The sequence below is a fragment of the Microbacterium sp. M4A5_1d genome, from assembly GCF_053345465.1.
In genome coordinates this window covers 909525-927076 of sequence record NZ_JBKFAD010000001.1, presented here as the reverse complement: position 1 = coordinate 927076, position 17552 = coordinate 909525, and the positions used below count along the sequence as shown (strand labels likewise).

Below are 17552 nucleotides of genomic sequence, written 5' to 3'. Positions count from 1 at the left end.
CCCTATCAGCCGTGGATGAACGGAGCGGGAACGGCGACGGTCAGGCGTCCGCGAGGTGACCGAGCGCGGAGGATCGTGTGAACAGTGCGCGATTCCGGCTGGTTCAGCAGACAGTGGCGCGCCGTCGGCGACACCCTGGTCTCGTGAGAGTCGCGGTGGTCACCGAGTCCTTCCTTCCCCACATGAACGGCGTGACCGGTTCGGTCCTGCGGGTGCTCGAGCATCTCGAGCATCGCGGGCACGAGGCCTTCGTCGTCGCGCCTGGCGCGGGGCGACGGCATCCGCTCGCCGTTCCGGGTCGAGCGGTGCGGTCGATCCCGATGCCCCGGTATCCCGCCGTGCGCGTGGCGGCCCCGCCCGTGGTCTCGGTCGCGCGGGTGCTGCGAGAGTTCCGCCCAGACGTCGTGCACCTCGCATCGCCGTTCCTTCTCGGCTGGCAGGGGCTTCTCGCCGCCGAGGGCCTCGGGCTGCCGAGCGTCGCCGTCTATCAGACCGATGTCATCGCCTACACCGAGCGCTACGGCGTGCCGCACGCCACGGCGCTCACGGCTGCTCACATGCGGCGGCTGCATCGCCGCGCGACGCTGACGCTCGCTCCCGCCGACGCGGCACGGCGGCAGCTGCAGGACCTCGGTGTCGATCGCGTCGCGATCTGGGGCCGCGGGGTCGACGGCATCCGCTTCGCGCCCCACCGCCGCGACGAGGCGTGGCGCGGGCGGGTCGTTCCGGAAACGGCCGACGGCGACGTCGTGGTCGGATATGTCGGGCGGCTCGCCCCCGAGAAGCAGATCGAGGACCTGGCGGCGCTCAGCTCGCTGCCCGGCGTGCGACTGGTCATCGTGGGCGACGGGCCCTCGCGGATGAGTCTGGAGAGCCTCTTGCCGGATGCCGTCTTCCTCGGCCATCTGCACGGGGACGAGCTCGCCACCGTGATGGCCAGCTTCGACGTTTTCGTGCACCCGGGCGAGAGCGAGACGTTCGGCCAGACCATCCAGGAGGCGCAGGCGAGCGGTGTACCGGTGGTCGCGACGGGTCGCGGCGGCCCGCTCGACCTGGTGCGCAGCAGTGTCGACGGGTGGCTCTACCGGCCCGGCGATGCCGACGACCTCCGCAGCCGGGTCGCCGACCTGGCGGGGGACGCGGCGAAGCGGCGCGCGTTCGGCGCGGCGGCCCGGGAGGCCGTCGCCGGGCGCACCTGGGAGAGCCTCGGCGATGCCCTGCTCGGCCACTACGAGCGTGCGGGCGAGCTGCATGCGATCGACCGTGCCCGGCGGGCTCGCGTGTGGCCGCGCGCCGAGCTGCCCGTCGCGGGCGACGGACCCCCGCTGTGGCGGCGCTACGTCGCGCTGGGCGACTCGATCACCGAGGGGCTCTGCGACACGTCGCGCATGCCGGCGGGGATGCACCGGGGATGGGCCGATCGTCTCGCTCAGCTGCTCGCCTCGGCGGCGCCGCGCGCCGGTGGGGGAACCGGAGCCTTCCAGTACGCGAACCTCGCGGTGCGCAGCAAACGGGTACGGCACCTCGTCGACGAGCAGGTTCCGGCGTGCCTGGCGCTGCGGCCCGAACTCGTCTCGGTGCTCATCGGTGCCAACGACCTCGTGCAGGCCCGGGTGGACGTCGCGAGCGTCGCCGACGAGGTCGAGATCGCGGTCCGGCGGTTGCGGGAATCCGGGGCGGACGTGCTGCTCGCCACGGTGTTCCTTCCGGGGCGGGCCGCAGCGAGCATCTTCGCGCGGCGCTTCGCCGCCTACAACGCCCGGCTGCGAACGATCGCGTCGAGGACGGGCGCCATCCTGGTCGACCTCGAGGCTGTACCGGAACTCGCCCGCCTCGAGCTGTGGGCCGACGACAAGGTGCATCTGCGCTCGCGCGGGCATCGGCTCGTGGCCTATCGCGCGGCGGAAGCGCTCGGGGTGCCGCACGCCGAGGCGCTCGCCGAGCTCGACGAGGCCTTCCATCTCGACGACGATCCCGTCGTGCCGGGAACGTGGCTGCGTCGCGATGCACTCCCGTGGATGTGGCGGCGCCTGCGCGGCCGCACGGCCGGCGACGGCGTCGCCCCCAAGCTCCCCGCCTACGTGCGCATCGGCCCCACGGCCCCGCGCCGCTCGTCCCTCCCGCAGCAGTAGCCCGCCCCGCCCCGCCCGCCGAGCCCCGCCCCGCCGGGAGCGACGCGCGGTCAGGGGCGCCAGCGGTACTCGGCCTCGGGCCGGCCGGGGGCCCCGTAGCGCTGGGCCCGTTCGGCGCGGCCGGCGTCGGCGAGGTGCTCGAGGTATCGTCGCGCCGCGACGCGCGACATCCCGAGCGCCTCCGCAGCCTCGCGGGCGGACAGGGCTCCGGCCTCGCGGAGCCGGTTCGACACGCGCTCGAGCGTCTCGGGAGAGAGCCCCTTGGGGACGGGCGCCGTGACCGGGCGCAGCGCCCCCAGCATCGCGTCGATCTCGGCCTGGGTCGCCGCGCCCGTGGTCTCGCTCGCGCGCTCGCGGTAGCGCGCGTACTGCGACATCCGTTCCTGGAAGTCGGCGAAGGTGAAGGGCTTCACGAGGTACTGCACCGCGCCGAGGCCGACGACCTGGCGCACCACGTCGGCATCCCGCACCGACGTGATCGCGATGACGTCGACATCGCGCGCTCGTGCCCGCAGGTGACGGAGGACGTCGAGTCCCGACCCGTCGGGCATCGTCATGTCCAGCAGCACGAGGTCGATCTCGTCCGTGGCCGGGCTGTCGAGGAGGGCTCGCAGGGCGGCACGTGCGCCGCTGCACTCGGCGACGACCCGGAATCCGTCCAGCCGCTCGATGTAGTGGCGGTGGAGGTCGAGGGTGAGGGCTTCGTCGTCGACCAGCAGCACGCCGATCATGTTTCCCTCCTCGGCAGGATGACGCGGAACGTCGTCGGGTCGTGATCGAGGGTGAGGCTACCGCCGGCGTCGTCGACGATCGCTGCGACGAGGGCGAGACCCACACCACGTCCTTCGGCGCCGGCGGGTTTCGTGGAGAAGCCGTGCTCGAAGATCCGGCGCCGGAGCTCGGGAGGGACGCCGGTTCCCGAGTCCGACACGGCGATCTCGAGCTCGTCCTCCTCGGTGCGCGTCATCCTGATCTCCACCCAGCGCGGTTCGGGCCCGCCGGCGGCGGCGTCGAGCGCATTGTCGATGAGATTACCGACGACCGAGACGGCGTCGACCGGCGAGAGCACCGAGCGAGGCGCGTCGGGTTCGATGCGGGAGCGCCACCGGATGCCGCGTTCCTTGGCCTGCGAGGCCTTGCCGAGCAGCAGCGCCCCGACGGTCGGGTCGCCCTCGCGGCGGGCCGCGACCTCGTCGACCAGCACCTGACTCTGCCGCGAGGTCTCGGCGAGGATCTCGATCGCCTCGGGGGTGCGACCCAGCTCCAGCAGGGCGATGGCGGTGTGCATGCGGTTGCCGTGCTCGTGGGTCTGCGCCCGCAGGGCTTCGCCGAGCGTACGGAGCGACTCGAACGACGAGACGGCGTCGCGGACGGCGCCGGCGGGCAGGTCTCCGGTGACCTGCCGCGTCGCCCGACGCGCGACGACGGCTCCGACGAGACCAGCCGCCAGGAGCGCGGCCGCGATGCCGACGACGACGAGGATGCGGGGCCCCAGAGTCGCCGCGATACTGCCGATGGTCACGCCGACAGAGACCCACCCGACGACGGCGCCGCCGCTCTCCACGGGCACGATGGTGCGGATCGAGGGGCCGAGGGTGCCCGTGAACTCCTCCGTCAACGCGCGTGACGTGGTGGGGATCGAACCCAGGTAGCGCTCGCCGATCCGCTCGGCGTCGCGGTGCGTGATCCGGATGCCGCTCGGGTCCATGATCGTGACGAAGTCGACGCGGGCATCGACGATCACCTGTTCGACCTGGGGCTGCAGCTCCGCGGATGCGAGGTCGCGGTCGCCGGCGGCGAGGAGGTCGGCGACCTGCGCCGAGTCGGCGACGGTCTGCGCGACGGCCTGGGTGACGCGCTCGGCCTCGGACCGCGCGGACCGCTGGCCGTCGGCGATGAGGATGCCGGCGATCGCCAGGGTGAGGAGCGCCACGGCCACCGCGACCGCGACGAACACGAGCGAAGCGGCGCTGCGGGTGCGCGTTGTCATGCCGCTCTCGCTCTCGTCGTCGTCGTCGGGTGCTGCCACGTCGCAGGCCGTGACCAATACGACCATAAATCGGCGTCCGCGCGGAACAGCCGGACGCTTAGAGCGCACCGACAGGGACGTCGGCATCGGACAACGACTGTTCAGCTGGAGGAGACCATGGCTCTCACATCATCTTTCCGCCTGCCGGGGTACAACGCCCGGAAAGGCAAGCAGGCCTGGGACAAGCACACGTGGCTCTACGTCTCGGTCATCCTGGCGGTCGTGCTGGGCGCGGTCGTCGGCCTCGTATGGCCTTCCTTCGCCGTCGGTCTCGAGCCGCTCGGCAAGGGCTTCGTCAACCTCATCAAGATGATGATCGCGCCGATCATCTTCTGCACGATCGTCGTGGGGGTCGGCTCGATCGCGAAGGCCGCGACGGTCGGGCGCATCGGCGGTCTCGCGCTGCTCTACTTCATGGTGATGTCGACCTTCGCCTTGGCGATCGGACTCATCGTGGGCAACATCATCCACCCGGGTGAGGGGCTCAACATGCAGAGCGCGGTCTACGACGCCGGGGCGGCGGCCGAGGCGAAGTCGACGACCGACTTCCTGCTCGGCATCATCCCGACCACGTTCTTCTCGGCGTTCACCGGTGAGAGCGTGCTCCAGGTGCTGTTCATCGCGCTGCTGGTCGGCTTCGCGTTGCAGGGACTCGGCGAGAAGGGCGCCCCGATCATGAGCGCCGTGAAGAACCTGCAGACGCTGGTCTTCCGCATCCTCGGCATGATCCTGTGGCTTGCTCCGATCGGCGCCTTCGGTGCGATCGCCGCGGTGGTCGGCAAGACCGGTGTCGCCGCCATCGTGAGCCTCGGTGTGCTGATGATCGCGTTCTACATCACGTGCATCGTCTTCATCGTCGCGGTGCTCGGCACGCTGCTCTACGCCGTGGCGCGGATCAACATCTTCAGCCTGATGAAGTACCTCGCCCGCGAGTACCTGCTGATCGTCGGGACCTCGTCGAGCGAGTCCGCGCTGCCCCGCCTGATCGCCAAGATGGAGCACGTCGGCGTCTCGAAGCCGGTCGTGGGTATCACGGTCCCCACGGGATACTCGTTCAACCTCGATGGGACGGCCATCTACCTCACGATGGCGTCGCTGTTCATCGCCGCCGGGATGGGCGCTCCGATGTCGATCCCCGAGCAGATCGGTCTGCTGGTCTTCATGATCATCGCCTCGAAGGGCGCGGCCGGAGTCACCGGCGCCGGCCTCGCGACCCTCGCCGGCGGTCTGCAGGCGTACCGGCCCGACCTCGTCAACGGCGTCGGCGTGATCGTCGGCATCGACCGGTTCATGTCGGAGGGTCGCGCGCTGACCAACTTCACCGGGAACGCGGTCGCGACGATCCTCATCGGAACCTGGACCCGCGAGTTCGACCGCGACCAGGCCCGCGCCGTGCTCAGCGGCGAGCGCCCCTTCGACGAGGCGATGCTCACCGGTCACGGTCACGACGGGATGTCGAACGACACCGGCGCCGTCAACACGCAGGGACTCGGTGACGCCGCCCTCGAGGAGGCCGCGGCGAAGGAGGAGCGCGCTCGCCTCCGCCGCGAGGCCGCGACGCGCTGACGGTTCCCGATCTCCGGTGGCCGCGGATCCGAGAAATCGGATGCCGTGGCCACCGGCATTCTTGACGGCAGGCGAAACCGAAACCGGCTCGCTGGCGCGCAGGGCGACGGGCCCCGCGAGGAGAAGGTGGAACGCGACCGCTCAGAATGGCGGGGCCCCGGGGCCGGGTGGAGCCGTGGTCGTGAAGGCGACGAGCGGCGGTGGTGCGTCTTCCCGGTAGACCCGTCCGGTGGGGGATGTCCACACGAGCCGCCCGCCCGCGAGTTGTCGGACGTGCCATCGGGTGTGGTGTTTGACGTCGTGGTGTCTCTTGCAGAGGTTCGCCAAGTTGCACACATGAGTTGGCCCGCCGTCGGATGCGGCGATCGTATGGTCCAACTCGCACCGGATGGCTGGTTGTCGGCATCCGGGGAACCGGCAGTGCCGGTCCCTCGCCCGCAGCAGCCGTACCATCGCGGCGGTGGGCCGGTATGCATCGCACTCCAGCACGGTCCCGGTGACCGGGTGGGTCAGCAACCGATCCCACGAAGTGGCTTTGCCGGCCAGTTCCCGTGCTGTGGCGGCATCGATGGGGGAGCGGCCGGCCAGATCAGCCGGGCCCTCGTCCTGTCCCATGAGCGTCAGCGCGGACACGGCGACTTGCACGTGTGCCCGGATCGCCCCGAGCGTTCCGTCCCCGTCACCGGTGCCGGTCGGGTCGAGCGCCGGCGTCCCCGCGAGGAGGAGGTCGGAGAACACGTCGGCGCGGACCTGGTCGATGGTGCGGGCATCGTCGACGAACGACGACCCGTCGCGAATCGTCGTGTCGGCATCGGGTAAAGCGCCGTTTGCGTCGGCTCGAGTGTCAGGCGTGCCAGGCGCATCAGCCTGAGCCCGCGCGTTGATGATCTCCCGCGCCTGCCGCGTGAGCCGATCCACGATCCCGTCCGCGATCACGGTCGGCAGGGTCGCGATCACGTCCGACATCCCGTCTGCTCCGGCCTGCACTCGCACGCACCGCCCCGCCGCGGCCTCCTCGTGCCGCTCGGTGAACGACCGCGGGTGCATCTGCTCCGCCAGCATCCGCAATGTCTCCAGCACACGGTTGGGCCTTTCGCCCTCGCACCGTTCGATCGCAAGCCGTTCGAACTCCGCCCGCTCGCCCACGGGCACGAGGCATCCCGTCTCCTGAATCACCCGGACATGCCCGCGGACGATGCGCCCGGCTTCCCAGGCCGCCATCGTCACCGGGTAGTTCTCAACCAGGTCCCGCGCCTCGTCGATCCGCCGTTGCAAAGTGCGGTCGGTCGTGACGAACACTCCGGCAAGTTCCGCGGCGATGCCCCGCAACGCCATCTCGCGCGCCTTGACCTTCTCCGACGCCCCAGCGGCCTGCTTCTCGGCCAGCAGCCCAGCCGCCGCGAGCACCCGAACCTCACGAATCTGCACGGCTCGCGCGGCATCCGAAACGCCCTCGGCATCCGCGACCAGCTGAGCGAGGACGTCGACGTCGCCGTCGCTGCCCATCCCGCAGCCTGCCCGGCTACCGATCCCGTCGTTCGAATGCATGTTCGAATACTGTCACGAACCTCCGACATCGCCCCGCCACTCTGCACACACCCCGAAGCGCCCGAGAAATACAGGCGGGGCCCGGACGCGTCAGCATCCGAGCCCCGTTCGCGGGCGGCCGTTCGGCGTCACCCGCTCTTGCGGCGGAACTCCCGCTTCGTCATGGCACCGTGCGACGCGTGCACCGACGAATCGCCGTCGAGGTGTGCCTCTCCGGTGCGGTGCTGGGCGTTCTTCTTTTCGAGCGCCTCGCGGAACTTGCGCTTCACATCGTCGGATGCCGCGCCCGCGGGCTTGTCTGCTTCGCTCATGAGGCCACGATACGCAGGCGAGGGTCTCGCTGGTAGGCTGGGGCAGGTTGCCGTCCGGCACCCGCTCAATTCAACACTGAGCTCATGGAGCGGATCCGGCAGGAAGCTGGTCCCCTGTGGTGGGTTCCCATCCCGATCGAATGCCGATCGCGGAGATGGTGATCTTCGACTGGTGACCAGCGCAGGCGGTTCTCGCGGTTTCGTCCGCGCGCCCATATCTGCCCCGCTCCTTCGCACGATCTCGTGCGCGAAACGCGCGTGCGAGTCTAAACAAAGAAGGAGGGACCTCTTGGAAGGTCCAGAAATCACCGCAGCCGAAGCCGTCCTCGACAACGGCCGCTTCGGCACCCGCACCGTCCGGTTCGAGACCGGACGCCTGGCACAGCAGGCGCAGGGCGCCGTTGCCGCCTACCTCGATGAGGAGACGATGCTCCTCTCGGCCACCAGCGCCGGCAAGCACCCGCGCGAAGGCTTCGACTTCTTCCCGCTCACCGTCGACGTCGAAGAGCGCTCGTACGCCGCCGGCAAGATTCCCGGCTCGTTCTTCCGCCGCGAGGGACGCCCCTCGACCGAGGCGATCCTCGTCTGCCGTCTGATCGACCGCCCGCTGCGCCCGTCGTTCGTCGACGGCCTGCGCAACGAGGTCCAGATCGTCATCACGGTCCTCTCGATCGCACCCGGCGAGTACTACGACGCCCTCGCGATCAACGCGGCCTCCGCGTCGACCCAGATCTCGGGTCTGCCGTTCTCCGGCCCGATCGCCGGCGTGCGCCTGGCGCTCGTCCCCGGTCACGGCGAGCACGAGGACCAGTGGGTCGTCTTCCCGAACCAGAAGGTCGTCGAAGAGGCCGTCTTCGACCTCACCGTCGCCGGCCGGGTGCTCCCCGACGGCGAAGTGGCCATCATGATGGTCGAGGCCGAGGCAACCGAGGGCAGCTGGAACCTCATCAAGGGCGGCGCCGTCAAGCCGAGCGAAGAGGTCGTCGCACAGGGCCTCGAGGCCGCGAAGCCCTTCATCAAGCAGCTCGTCGACGCGCAGGCGTCGATGGCGGCATCCGCGTCGCGTGAGCCGGGCGTCTACCCCGTCTTCCCGCCGTACGCGCCCGAGGTCTACGACTTCGTCGCCGAGCGCGCCTACGGCGAGCTGACGAGCGTCTACCAGATCGCCGACAAGCAGGAGCGCCAGAACGCCGACGACGCGATCAAGGACCGCGTCAAGGGCGAGGTCGCCGCTGCCGTCGAGGCCGAGCAGCTCCCGGCGTCCGCGCTCGCGGAGTTCTCCGCCGCCTACAAGTCGGTCACCAAGAAGATCGTCCGCGGTCGCATCCTCAGCGAGGGCGTCCGCATCGACGGTCGCGGCCTGGCCGACATCCGTCCGCTCGACGCCGAGGTGCAGGTCATCCCGCGCGTCCACGGCTCGGCGATCTTCCAGCGCGGTGAGACCCAGATCCTGGGCGTCACCACGCTGAACATGCTGAAGATGGAGCAGCAGATCGACTCGCTGTCGCCCACGACGAGCAAGCGCTACCTGCACCACTACAACTTCCCGCCCTACTCGACCGGTGAGACCGGCCGCGTCGGCAGCCCGAAGCGTCGCGAGATCGGGCACGGCTTCCTCGCCGAGCGCGCGCTCGTGCCGGTGCTGCCCAGCCGCGAGGAGTTCCCGTACGCGATCCGTCAGGTCTCCGAGGCCCTCGGGTCGAACGGCTCGACCTCGATGGGCTCGGTGTGCGCCTCGACCCTCTCGCTGCTGAACGCCGGTGTGCCCCTGCGCGCCCCGGTCGCCGGTATCGCGATGGGTCTCGTCTCCGACCAGGTCGACGGTGAGACCCGCTACGCGGCGCTGACCGACATCCTCGGCGCCGAGGACGCGCTCGGCGACATGGACTTCAAGGTCGCCGGCACGAGCGAGTTCGTCACGGCCATCCAGCTCGACACGAAGCTCGACGGCATCCCGTCGTCGGTGCTCTCGGCCGCGCTGACCCAGGCCAAGGAGGCTCGTCTGACGATCCTCGGCGTCCTCAACGCCGCGATCGACAGTCCCGACGAGATGGCACCGACCGCCCCGCGCGTCATCAGCGTCCAGATCCCGGTCGACAAGATCGGTGAGCTGATCGGCCCCAAGGGCAAGACGATCAACTCGATCCAGGACGAGACCGGCGCCGACATCTCGATCGAGGAGGACGGCACCGTCTACATCGGCGCGACCGACGGCCCCTCGGCCGAGGCCGCTCGTGCCCGCGTGAACGCGATCGCCAACCCCACCAACCCCGAGGTCGGCGAGCAGTTCCTGGGCACCGTCGTGAAGATCGCGACGTTCGGCGCGTTCATCTCGCTCCTGCCCGGCAAGGACGGACTGCTGCACGTCAGCGAGGTCCGCAAGCTCGCCGGCGGCAAGCGCGTCGAGAACGTCGAAGACGTCCTGGGCGTCGGCCAGAAGATCCTCGTGCGCATCACGAAGATCGACGACCGCGGCAAGCTCTCCCTCGAGCCGGTTCTCGAAGAGACCGCTGACCAGGACGGCTCGGCCGCTGCGAGCGAGGGCCCCGAGGCTCCCGCCGAAGGCTGAATCTCCTGATCACCCGGATGCCCGTCCCCGTCTCGGGGGCGGGCATCCGTCGTTCCCAGAGCGGCCGTGATGAAACAGTTATCTGGAATTCACGGCCCGTTCGCGACAATACGCGCCCACCGGTGCGGGGTGTCCTACTCTCGAAGTGCGCGCCGAGGAGCCGCGCCCCGCGATTCCTCGGTGTCGACGGAGGTGTGTGATGTCGGGGGACCGGGTGGCTCAGGTCGCAGCCGCTGGTGCGCCCGCCGCGGCCGTGCATCCCTCCAGCCCGATCCCGGTACACGGCAAGCCCGTGGGCGCCGACATCCGCGTCGACCTGGCCGAGACCGGCAAGCGGATCTTCCCCCTCATCCTCGGCGGCTCCGAGTTCGGGTGGACTATCGATCTCGCAGCGAGCCACGCCGTCCTCGACGCTTATGTGCAGCGCGGCGGCAACGCCCTGCACACCTCCGACGGCTACGCCTCGGGTCGCAGCGAGCACATCATCGGCCGCTGGCTCTCCAGTCGGGGAAACCGCGACGACATCGTCGTCACGGTGCGGGTGGGGGGCAACCCCGACAATCCTGGGCTCGGCTCGGTGAATCTCGTACGGTCGGTGGAGGCGTCGCTCGGCCGGCTGGGCATCGATCGCATCGACCTGCTGTACCTGGATGCCGCGACCGACGGCGTCACGGCGCTCGAAGACACTCTCGCGACGGCGGAATGGCTCGTCGAGAGCGGGAAGGTCGGAGCGCTGGGAGCGGCCGGATACACCGCGATGCAGCTCGTCGAGGCCCGCATCCTGTCTTCCGCGGGGTACCCGCGTTTCGCCGCACTGGATGTTCCCTACAACCTGCTGCACCGGTCGGAGTTCGACGGTGACCTGCGTCTCATCGCCGGCGCCCAGGGCCTCGCGGTGACGCCCTCGCAGGCTCTCGAGCACGGCTACCTCACCGGGAGCCATCGCGATCGTTCCGGTCTGTCGTCATCGGTGCGCGGCTCGCAGCTCGCCGCATGGATGAACCGTCGCGGCGCCCGGACGCTGAAGGCGCTCGACCGCATCTCGGAGGAGCTGTCGGTCTCGACGGCAGCGATCGCGGTCTCCTGGCTCCTCGCGCAGCGCGTCGTCACGGCGCCGATCGTCAATGCGAGCCGGCCCGCGCACGTCGACCAGCTCGTGCAGGGTGTCGGCGCCCGGCTCGGTCGCTCGCACCTCGCGGAGATCGCGCGCGCCGTGGAGTGAGCCGATCTGTGATCCCGCGGAGCGCCTGTCGGAGGGGTGACGTAGGGTGGATGGCGCCCTGTTCATCGTTTCGAATCGAGCTTCTGTGACGCAGTATCTCTACCTCGTGCGCCACGGAGAGCATCAGGACGCCGAGCACGGTCTCGAAGACGGCCCGCTCTCGCCGCGTGGACGCCGTCAAGCCGAGCTGCTGGCCGATCGCATCTCCGGCGTTCCCCTCGACGCCGTCTGGCACTCGCCGCTCGAGCGCGCCCAAGAGACGGCGCGCGCCGTCGCCAAGCGCCTGCCGGCCCTGGCTCCGCAGGCGTCGTCTCTGCTGTTCGACTGCGTCCCGACCGGTATGACGCCCGATACGCCCGCCGCCTACGAGCCCTTCTTCGGGTCGTACACCGAGGCCGAGACCGAGGCGGGCGCAGCGCAGATGGCGGATGCGGTGGGGGAGTTCCTCGCTCGCAAGCCCGACGCCCACGAACTGCTGATCACCCACAACTTCGTCATCGCCTGGTTCGTGCGCGAGGTGCTGCAGGCGCCCGACTGGCGGTGGTTGACGATCAACCAGGCTCACTGCGGGCTGACCGTGCTCGCGCAGCGCCCCGGCCGCCCCTGGACGATGGTCTCGCACAACGACCTCTCGCACCTCCCTGTCGAGCTGCGCACCGGCCTTCCCGACATCCTTCCCGTCTGAGCCGATGGCCGAGGCGCCCGCCGAAGAGCCCCGTAACCCCGCGCAGCTTCAGCCGCATGATCCCGCGTGGGCCGTCGAGGCGCGGGCGATCCTCGATCGCGTCCACAACGCTCTCGTCGGGCTGCCGGGAGTCGACGCCGCCCGCTTCGACCACATCGGGTCGACCGCGGTACCGGGACTCGACGCCAAGCCGATCATCGATCTCCAGGTCAGCATCCTTCCCCTGCCGGCCGAGGACGAGCTCAGCGCGCGACTGGGACCTGTGGGCTTCCGTCGCGAGTGGGGGTCTCGGCCTGATTCTCCCGGTGTCAGCCGCGACATCCCGCGTGGTGCCGAGGACGTTCCCGATGAGGTCTGGGAGAAGCGGCTGTTCGTCGCGCGCGGCGCCGACGTGATCCTGCACGTGCGCCGCTCCGATTCGCCATGGGCGCGCGAGACGGTGCGATTCCGCGACGCCCTCTGTGCCGACCCCGTGCTCAGCGCTCACTATCAGGACCTCAAGCGCCGACTGTCGGCTGCGAACGCGGGCAAGGCCGATTACGACGACTACACCCGAGCGAAGACGGCGTTCTTCAGCGACATGCACGGCTGATCCGCGGCGCGAGCCCGGCTCCTGCCGATTGGACGCGGCGCGCACCGAACCGGAGAATCGATCGGTGCTCGATGGTCCTCTGCTCGCCGACTGGCTTCCCGTCTCCGTCTCCGCGCTGATCTTCCTCATCGTCGCGGCCGGGGTGGCCGGCTGGGTCGACGCGGTCGTCGGCGGGGGAGGGCTGATCCAGCTCCCCGCCCTCGTCATCGGCGTGCCCAAGGATGTCGCGACGCCCTTCATCCTCGGGACGAACAAGCTGTCGTCCTTCGCGGGCACGCTCTCGGCCAGCTGGGTCTATCTGCGCCGCATCCGCGTGCAACTGGTCCTCCTCGTGCCGCTTGTGGCCGGCGCATTCGGGGGGTCGGCCGTGGGGGCCGCGCTGTCGCGCTACGTCCCGCGGGAACTGCTGACGCCGATCGTGCTGGTCGCGGTCGTGGCGGTCGCGATCTACACGCTGCTGAAACCCAAGATGGGCTTGAACCACGAGCCGCGCCACGAGTCGCGTGCGGCGATCGTGTGGCGCTCGGCGCTCATCGGAATCGTCGTCGGCTTCTACGACGGCATCCTCGGTCCCGGCACCGGTTCGTTCTTCGTCATCCTGCTCGTCGCCGTGCTCGGATACGGCTTCCTCCAGGCGAGCGTCAACGCCAAGATCGCCAATCTCACCACGAATCTCGCAGCGCTCCTCGTCTACGGGGTGCACGGCGAGATCCTCCTGCTGCTCGCCGTCGTCATGGCGGCGGCGAACATGACGGGCGGGTTCATCGGCGCTCGCATGGCGACGAAGAACGGCAGCGGCTTCGTGCGGATCGTGTTCCTCGTCGTGCTGTCGATCCTCGTCGTGAAGCTCGCTTGGGACACGTTCATGCAGTTCGCGCCCGCGTAGGCTGGTGGTCATGACCACGCGCGTGGCCCTCGTGGGCGGCACCGGAAAGCTCGGCGGCATCATCCGAGACGTCATCGAGGCGTCGGAGGGCTTCGAGATCTCGGCGGTCCTGACGAGCCGCAGCAGCCTCGACGAGCTCGACGGCGCCGACCTCGTCGTCGACGCCTCGACCCCGGCCGTGTCGACGGATGTCGTGCGTGCAGCCATCCAGCGCGGCCTCAATGTGCTCGTCGGCACGTCGGGCTGGTCGCAGGAGCGGATCGCGCAGATCCGCCCCGCTGCGGATGCTGCGGGCGTCGGAGTCGTCTTCATCCCCAACTTCTCGCTCGGCTCGGTCGTCGGCAGCGCCCTCGCCGCTGCAGCCGCCTCGCTCTTCCCCTCGATCGAGATCATCGAGGCGCACCGCGACACCAAGGTCGACTCTCCGAGCGGTACCGCAGTCCGCACGGCCGAGCTCATCGCCGCTGCCCGCACCGGCGTCGGTCCGGTCGAGTCGCCCCACGCGGACCAGCGCGCCCGCGGACAGAAGGTCGCCAGCGTCCCGATCCATTCGCTGCGCCGGCCCGGCGTCATCGCCCGCCAGGAGACGATCCTCTCGGGCCCGGGCGAGGCCCTGTCGATCGTGCACGACACGATCGAGCCCGCGCGAGCCTATGAGCCCGGCATCCGAATCGCGCTCGACGCCGCCCGAGACGCGCGGGGCATCACCGTCGGGCTCGACAGCTTCATCGACATCGGGATCCGGCCGCCCGCCGCGACGAACGAGAACGCGCCGACCGACGAGGGCGACGTCCCGGGTCAGGTCGCGCGAGCCACCGGAGCATGAGCGCCCGCATCCTGGCGTTGATCATGGCGGCGCTGCTCGCCATCTACATCGTCTTCGTCGCGCAACGCGCCGTGCTGCTCGTCATGTCCGGCGAGCCCGTGGGCATCGCGATGGGCGTCGCGCTGATCGTCCTTCCGGTCATCGCCGCATGGGCGTTATGGCGCGAGCTGGTGTTCGGCGCGAGCGCGTCGCGGCTCGGCAAGCGGCTCGAGCAGGAGGCGGCGCTTCCCGTGGAGACCATCGATCTCGCTCCGAGCGGCCGACCGGACCGCGCCGAGGCCGACGCCCTGTTCCCGCGCTACCGAGAAGCGGTCGAGCAGGCGCCCGAGGACTGGCGAGCGTGGTTCCGGCTGGGCCTCGCCTACGACGGCGCCGGCGACCGCCGGCGCGCACGACAGGCGGTCCGTACGGCGATCGCCCTCGAGCGAGCCGAGCGGAACGCCTGATTCAGCGCGGCGGGACGACGGCGCGGATAGCGTCCTCCACGCGCTCATGCGTGAAGACGAAGCCCGACTTCTGCAGGACCGCTGGAGCCACGTCGGTGTCGTTGGTCAGCAGCGCCTCGGTCGCATCGCGTCCGAGGACGAGGCGGAGCCCCCACTCGGGAGCGCGGACCAGGTATGGGCGGTTCATCCTCATGGCCAGAGCGAAGCCCAGGTCGTTGGCCGTCGCGCGCGTCGGCCCGGTGAGGTTGACCGGACCGGCGACGTCGGCGTCGATGAGGTGACGGATGGCTGCGACCTCGTCGACGAGCGAGATCCAGGGCCACACCTGCGTGCCTCGACCGATCGGTCCCGACAGACCCGCTCGGGTCAGCAGCATGAGCGGCTTCAGCACGCCTTCGGGATGCACGACCGGCGCCGTCCGCAGGAGGACCACGCGCGCGTGCTCACGAGCGGTCAGTGCAGCCGCCTCCCACTCCCCGCACAGATCGGCGAGGAACGAGTCGCCGCGCGGCGCGGTCTCGGTCATGCGGACGCCGGGCCGGGTCGGGTAGTAGCCGACGGCCGATGACGACAAGAACACCGGCGCATCCGATCCGAGCGCGCGGACGGCTGTTGCGAGCGTCTCGGTCGGGAGCAGCCGCGACCACACGAGCTCGTGCTTGTACGAACGGGTCCACGGGAAGCGACCGATGCTCGCGCCGTTGAGCCCCACCACGGCGCGGGCCCCGTCGAGCACCGCGGGGTCGAGCGGGCGCTCTCCGGGGAACCATTGAACCTCGTCGGCGGCGACAGGGGAGCGGCGGACGAGACGCGTGACCTCGATCCCGTCACCGCGCAGCGCGTCGACGAGGGCGCGTCCGATCAGACCGGACGCACCCGCGACGACGACACGGCCCGCCGAGCCCTGATCAGCCAAGCGTCGCCTCGAGGGTGATCTCGATGCCCGCGAGGGCGGCTGAGACGGGGCATCCGCTCTTGGCCTCCTGGGCCAGCCGGTCGAAGTCCTCGGCCGACAGGCCCGGGACCACGGCGTTGACGTTCAGGTGCGAGCCGGTGATGCCGGTGCCCGGGATGAAGGTGACCGATGCCGTAGTCTCAACGGACTCGGGCGGCGTGCCGTTCTCGGCCAGAGCGTGGGAGAGAGCCATCGAGAAGCAGGAGGAGTGGGCGGCGGCGATCAGCTCCTCGGGGGTGGTCACCGCGCTGGAGCCTTCGCTGCGCGCCTTCCAGTTGACCTCGAACGGGCCCTGGTTCGAGCTCTCGAGGGCGATCTGTCCCGACCCCTCCGTGAGGCTGCCCTTCCAGCTGGTGGTTGCTTCGCTCGTGACGCTCATGACTCTCCTGTTCGCAGATGGCACCTCGGGTGCCGTATCGAGACGGCGCGGTGTGCGCTCGCGTCGAGCCTAAGTCGGTCGGCCGCCCGTCGGAACGTCTTGACAGGGTCCGTCGGCGGGCTCAGACCGAGGCGGAGTCGGCCCGCAGTCGCAGGATCTCGAGGTGCACGACATCCCGTCGCGGTGCGCCGCCGAATCTGGTCCGCACGACCCCCCGTCCGTCGAGGACGAGCGTGGTGGGCGTCTGCGCGATCTGGAATCGACGCGCGATGTCGGGGCGGTCGGTCACGTCGATGTCGAGGTGGACGACGTCGTCGGTCTCCCGGGCCATCTCCGAGAGCGTGCGATGCACCGCGGGGCACCGGTGGCAGGTCTCCCTGCTGAATTGCAGGAGCGTCGCCGTTCGACCGAGGGCATCGGGGTCGGCGCCGAGTCGACGCGGGTCGACGACATCAAAACGCGGGATGGGATAGGGCCGTGAGGCGCGCCACCGCAGGAAGACTCCGATCCCGCCTGTTACCGCTAACAGACAGGCCAGGACGACCGCCACCGCCATGAGTTCCACAACAGCCCAGAGTAGACCTTCGGGGGGAGCCGGAAGCACTCGGGCGCCGGGGGTAATCTGAGAGTGTGAGCGACGCCGAGCAGACCCCGACCAGCCCCGAGATCGAGTTCCGCAGCGATGTGACGGTCGAGCTCATCCGCTCGAGTGCCGCCGACTCGGACGTCCTGTTCGCGGCTCGCGTGTCGACGCAGGGGGAGCAGACCCTGGATGCCGCGGCCGCCGGCACCGAGGCCTCCGGTCGCGATCGCGGCCTCATCAACTACCTCATGCGCGACCGCCACGGCTCGCCCTTCGAACACAACTCGATGACCTTCTACGTGCAGGCGCCCATCTTCGTGTTCCGCGAGTTCATGCGGCACCGCATGGCCTCGTACAACGAGGAGTCCGGCCGCTACCGCGAGCTGCGCCCGGTGTTCTACGTCCCCGCCCGGGAGCGCAATCTCAACCAGGTCGGCAAGCCGGGCGCGTACGAGTTCCTGCCCGGCACCGACGAGCAGTTCGCCGTCGTCGACGAGAGCACGCGCCAGGCGTCGATCCAGGCGTACGAGGCCTACCGGCGGATGCTGGATGCCGGCGTCGCCCGCGAGGTCGCACGCATCGTGCTGCCGCTGAACATCTACTCGTCGATGTACGTGACGGTCAACGCCCGTTCGCTGATGAACTTCCTGTCGCTGCGGACCAAGGTCGAGGGAACGCATTTCCCGTCGTTCCCGCAGCGCGAGATCGAGATGTGCGCCGAGAAGATGGAGACCTTCTGGCGCGAGCTCATGCCGCTCACGCATGCGGCATTCAACGCCAACGGCCGCGTCGCTCCCTGACGGGTCGGAGGGCGACGTCGCGG

17 protein-coding genes are annotated in these 17552 nt (G+C 70.0%); 10 read left to right on the top strand and 7 right to left on the bottom strand.

Annotation, left to right across the window (positions count from 1 at the left end; translation table 11 throughout):
• Window positions 1-143 precede the first annotated feature (143 nt).
• Window positions 144-2132 (top strand): glycosyltransferase, encoded by a 1989-nt coding sequence (locus ACLBWJ_RS04480; protein WP_447659785.1) that lies wholly within the window; start codon window positions 144-146, stop codon window positions 2130-2132.
• Window positions 2133-2182: 50 nt separating this feature from the next.
• Here ACLBWJ_RS04480 and ACLBWJ_RS04475 read toward each other — a convergent pair whose 3' ends face one another.
• The gene (locus ACLBWJ_RS04475; RefSeq protein ID WP_274177538.1) at window positions 2183-2863 is read right to left on the bottom strand and encodes a response regulator; all 681 of its coding nucleotides are present in this window, start codon (window positions 2861-2863) and stop codon (window positions 2183-2185) included.
• Window positions 2860-4161 carry a sensor histidine kinase gene (locus tag ACLBWJ_RS04470; protein WP_337994940.1) on the bottom strand — a complete coding sequence of 434 codons (1302 nt, stop codon included), beginning with the start codon at window positions 4159-4161 and terminating at the stop codon, window positions 2860-2862. Before ACLBWJ_RS04470 ends, ACLBWJ_RS04475 begins: the two co-directional genes overlap by 4 nt.
• Before the next feature lie 117 nt (window positions 4162-4278).
• Between ACLBWJ_RS04470 and ACLBWJ_RS04465 the strand changes: the two genes are divergently transcribed.
• The gene (locus tag ACLBWJ_RS04465; RefSeq protein WP_112613717.1) at window positions 4279-5727 is read left to right on the top strand and encodes a cation:dicarboxylate symporter family transporter; all 1449 of its coding nucleotides are present in this window, start codon (window positions 4279-4281) and stop codon (window positions 5725-5727) included.
• A 141-nt stretch (window positions 5728-5868) separates the two neighbouring features.
• On the opposite strand, the gene ACLBWJ_RS04460 is transcribed toward ACLBWJ_RS04465, so the two are convergent.
• Entirely contained in the window at window positions 5869-7275 is a 1407-nt protein-coding gene (locus ACLBWJ_RS04460; protein WP_447659784.1) for a DUF222 domain-containing protein, read from the bottom strand.
• Between the two features lie 128 nt (window positions 7276-7403).
• Window positions 7404-7586: a DUF5302 domain-containing protein gene (locus ACLBWJ_RS04455; protein ID WP_036304634.1), complete on the bottom strand. Its 183-nt coding sequence runs from the start codon at window positions 7584-7586 to the stop codon at window positions 7404-7406.
• Window positions 7587-7875: 289 nt separating this feature from the next.
• On the opposite strand from ACLBWJ_RS04455, the gene ACLBWJ_RS04450 reads away from it, so the two are divergent.
• From ACLBWJ_RS04450 to ACLBWJ_RS04420, 7 genes are all read left to right on the top strand, one after another.
• Window positions 7876-10155 (top strand): polyribonucleotide nucleotidyltransferase, encoded by a 2280-nt coding sequence (locus ACLBWJ_RS04450; RefSeq protein ID WP_274177540.1) that lies wholly within the window; start codon window positions 7876-7878, stop codon window positions 10153-10155.
• Window positions 10156-10354: 199 nt separating this feature from the next.
• Window positions 10355-11377, top strand: coding sequence for an aldo/keto reductase (locus ACLBWJ_RS04445; RefSeq protein WP_112613725.1), 1023 nt, complete (start codon window positions 10355-10357; stop codon window positions 11375-11377).
• An 85-nt stretch (window positions 11378-11462) separates the two neighbouring features.
• Complete coding sequence (locus ACLBWJ_RS04440) at window positions 11463-12062, top strand: histidine phosphatase family protein (protein ID WP_112613727.1); 600 nt, start codon at window positions 11463-11465, stop codon at window positions 12060-12062.
• A gap of 4 nt (window positions 12063-12066) precedes the next feature.
• Complete coding sequence (locus tag ACLBWJ_RS04435; RefSeq protein WP_323987427.1) at window positions 12067-12654, top strand: GrpB family protein; 588 nt, start codon at window positions 12067-12069, stop codon at window positions 12652-12654.
• 64 nt (window positions 12655-12718) lie between these two features.
• On the top strand, window positions 12719-13540 hold the full coding sequence (locus ACLBWJ_RS04430) for a sulfite exporter TauE/SafE family protein (RefSeq protein WP_112615043.1): 822 nt from the start codon (window positions 12719-12721) through the stop codon (window positions 13538-13540).
• 10 nt (window positions 13541-13550) lie between these two features.
• Window positions 13551-14366 (top strand): 4-hydroxy-tetrahydrodipicolinate reductase, encoded by an 816-nt coding sequence (gene dapB / locus ACLBWJ_RS04425; protein ID WP_282502279.1) that lies wholly within the window; start codon window positions 13551-13553, stop codon window positions 14364-14366.
• Complete coding sequence (locus ACLBWJ_RS04420) at window positions 14363-14812, top strand: tetratricopeptide repeat protein (protein ID WP_282502280.1); 450 nt, start codon at window positions 14363-14365, stop codon at window positions 14810-14812. Before dapB ends, ACLBWJ_RS04420 begins: the two co-directional genes overlap by 4 nt.
• Window position 14813: 1 nt before the next feature.
• On the opposite strand, the gene ACLBWJ_RS04415 is transcribed toward ACLBWJ_RS04420, so the two are convergent.
• The 3 genes from ACLBWJ_RS04415 to ACLBWJ_RS04405 form a co-directional block, all read right to left on the bottom strand.
• The gene (locus ACLBWJ_RS04415; protein ID WP_114587983.1) at window positions 14814-15728 is read right to left on the bottom strand and encodes a TIGR01777 family oxidoreductase; all 915 of its coding nucleotides are present in this window, start codon (window positions 15726-15728) and stop codon (window positions 14814-14816) included.
• The gene (locus ACLBWJ_RS04410) at window positions 15721-16146 is read right to left on the bottom strand and encodes an OsmC family peroxiredoxin (protein WP_023951786.1); all 426 of its coding nucleotides are present in this window, start codon (window positions 16144-16146) and stop codon (window positions 15721-15723) included. Before ACLBWJ_RS04410 ends, ACLBWJ_RS04415 begins: the two co-directional genes overlap by 8 nt.
• Window positions 16147-16267: 121 nt before the next feature.
• Window positions 16268-16702: a TlpA family protein disulfide reductase gene (locus ACLBWJ_RS04405; RefSeq protein WP_181574138.1), complete on the bottom strand. Its 435-nt coding sequence runs from the start codon at window positions 16700-16702 to the stop codon at window positions 16268-16270.
• A 74-nt stretch (window positions 16703-16776) separates the two neighbouring features.
• Here ACLBWJ_RS04405 and thyX point away from each other — a divergent pair, with 74 nt between their 5' ends.
• Entirely contained in the window at window positions 16777-17529 is a 753-nt protein-coding gene (gene thyX / locus ACLBWJ_RS04400; protein WP_112613737.1) for an FAD-dependent thymidylate synthase, read from the top strand.
• The last annotated feature ends 23 nt before the right edge of the window (window positions 17530-17552 follow it).

Bases quoted from the DNA above. Each gene is read 5' to 3' on its own strand.
- ACLBWJ_RS04420 (WP_282502280.1), top strand. From the start codon at position 14,363: ATGAGCGCCCGCATCCTGGCGTTGATCATGGCGGCGCTGCTCGCCATC.
- ACLBWJ_RS04445 (WP_112613725.1), top strand. From the start codon at position 10,355: ATGTCGGGGGACCGGGTGGCTCAGGTCGCAGCCGCTGGTGCGCCCGCC.
- ACLBWJ_RS04410 (WP_023951786.1), bottom strand. From the start codon at position 16,146: ATGAGCGTCACGAGCGAAGCAACCACCAGCTGGAAGGGCAGCCTCACG.
- ACLBWJ_RS04475 (WP_274177538.1), bottom strand. From the start codon at position 2,863: ATGATCGGCGTGCTGCTGGTCGACGACGAAGCCCTCACCCTCGACCTC.
- ACLBWJ_RS04460 (WP_447659784.1), bottom strand. From the start codon at position 7,275: ATGCATTCGAACGACGGGATCGGTAGCCGGGCAGGCTGCGGGATGGGC.
- dapB (WP_282502279.1), top strand. From the start codon at position 13,551: ATGACCACGCGCGTGGCCCTCGTGGGCGGCACCGGAAAGCTCGGCGGC.
- ACLBWJ_RS04465 (WP_112613717.1), top strand. From the start codon at position 4,279: ATGGCTCTCACATCATCTTTCCGCCTGCCGGGGTACAACGCCCGGAAA.
- ACLBWJ_RS04435 (WP_323987427.1), top strand. From the start codon at position 12,067: ATGGCCGAGGCGCCCGCCGAAGAGCCCCGTAACCCCGCGCAGCTTCAG.
- ACLBWJ_RS04405 (WP_181574138.1), bottom strand. From the start codon at position 16,702: ATGGCGGTGGCGGTCGTCCTGGCCTGTCTGTTAGCGGTAACAGGCGGG.
- ACLBWJ_RS04455 (WP_036304634.1), bottom strand. From the start codon at position 7,586: ATGAGCGAAGCAGACAAGCCCGCGGGCGCGGCATCCGACGATGTGAAG.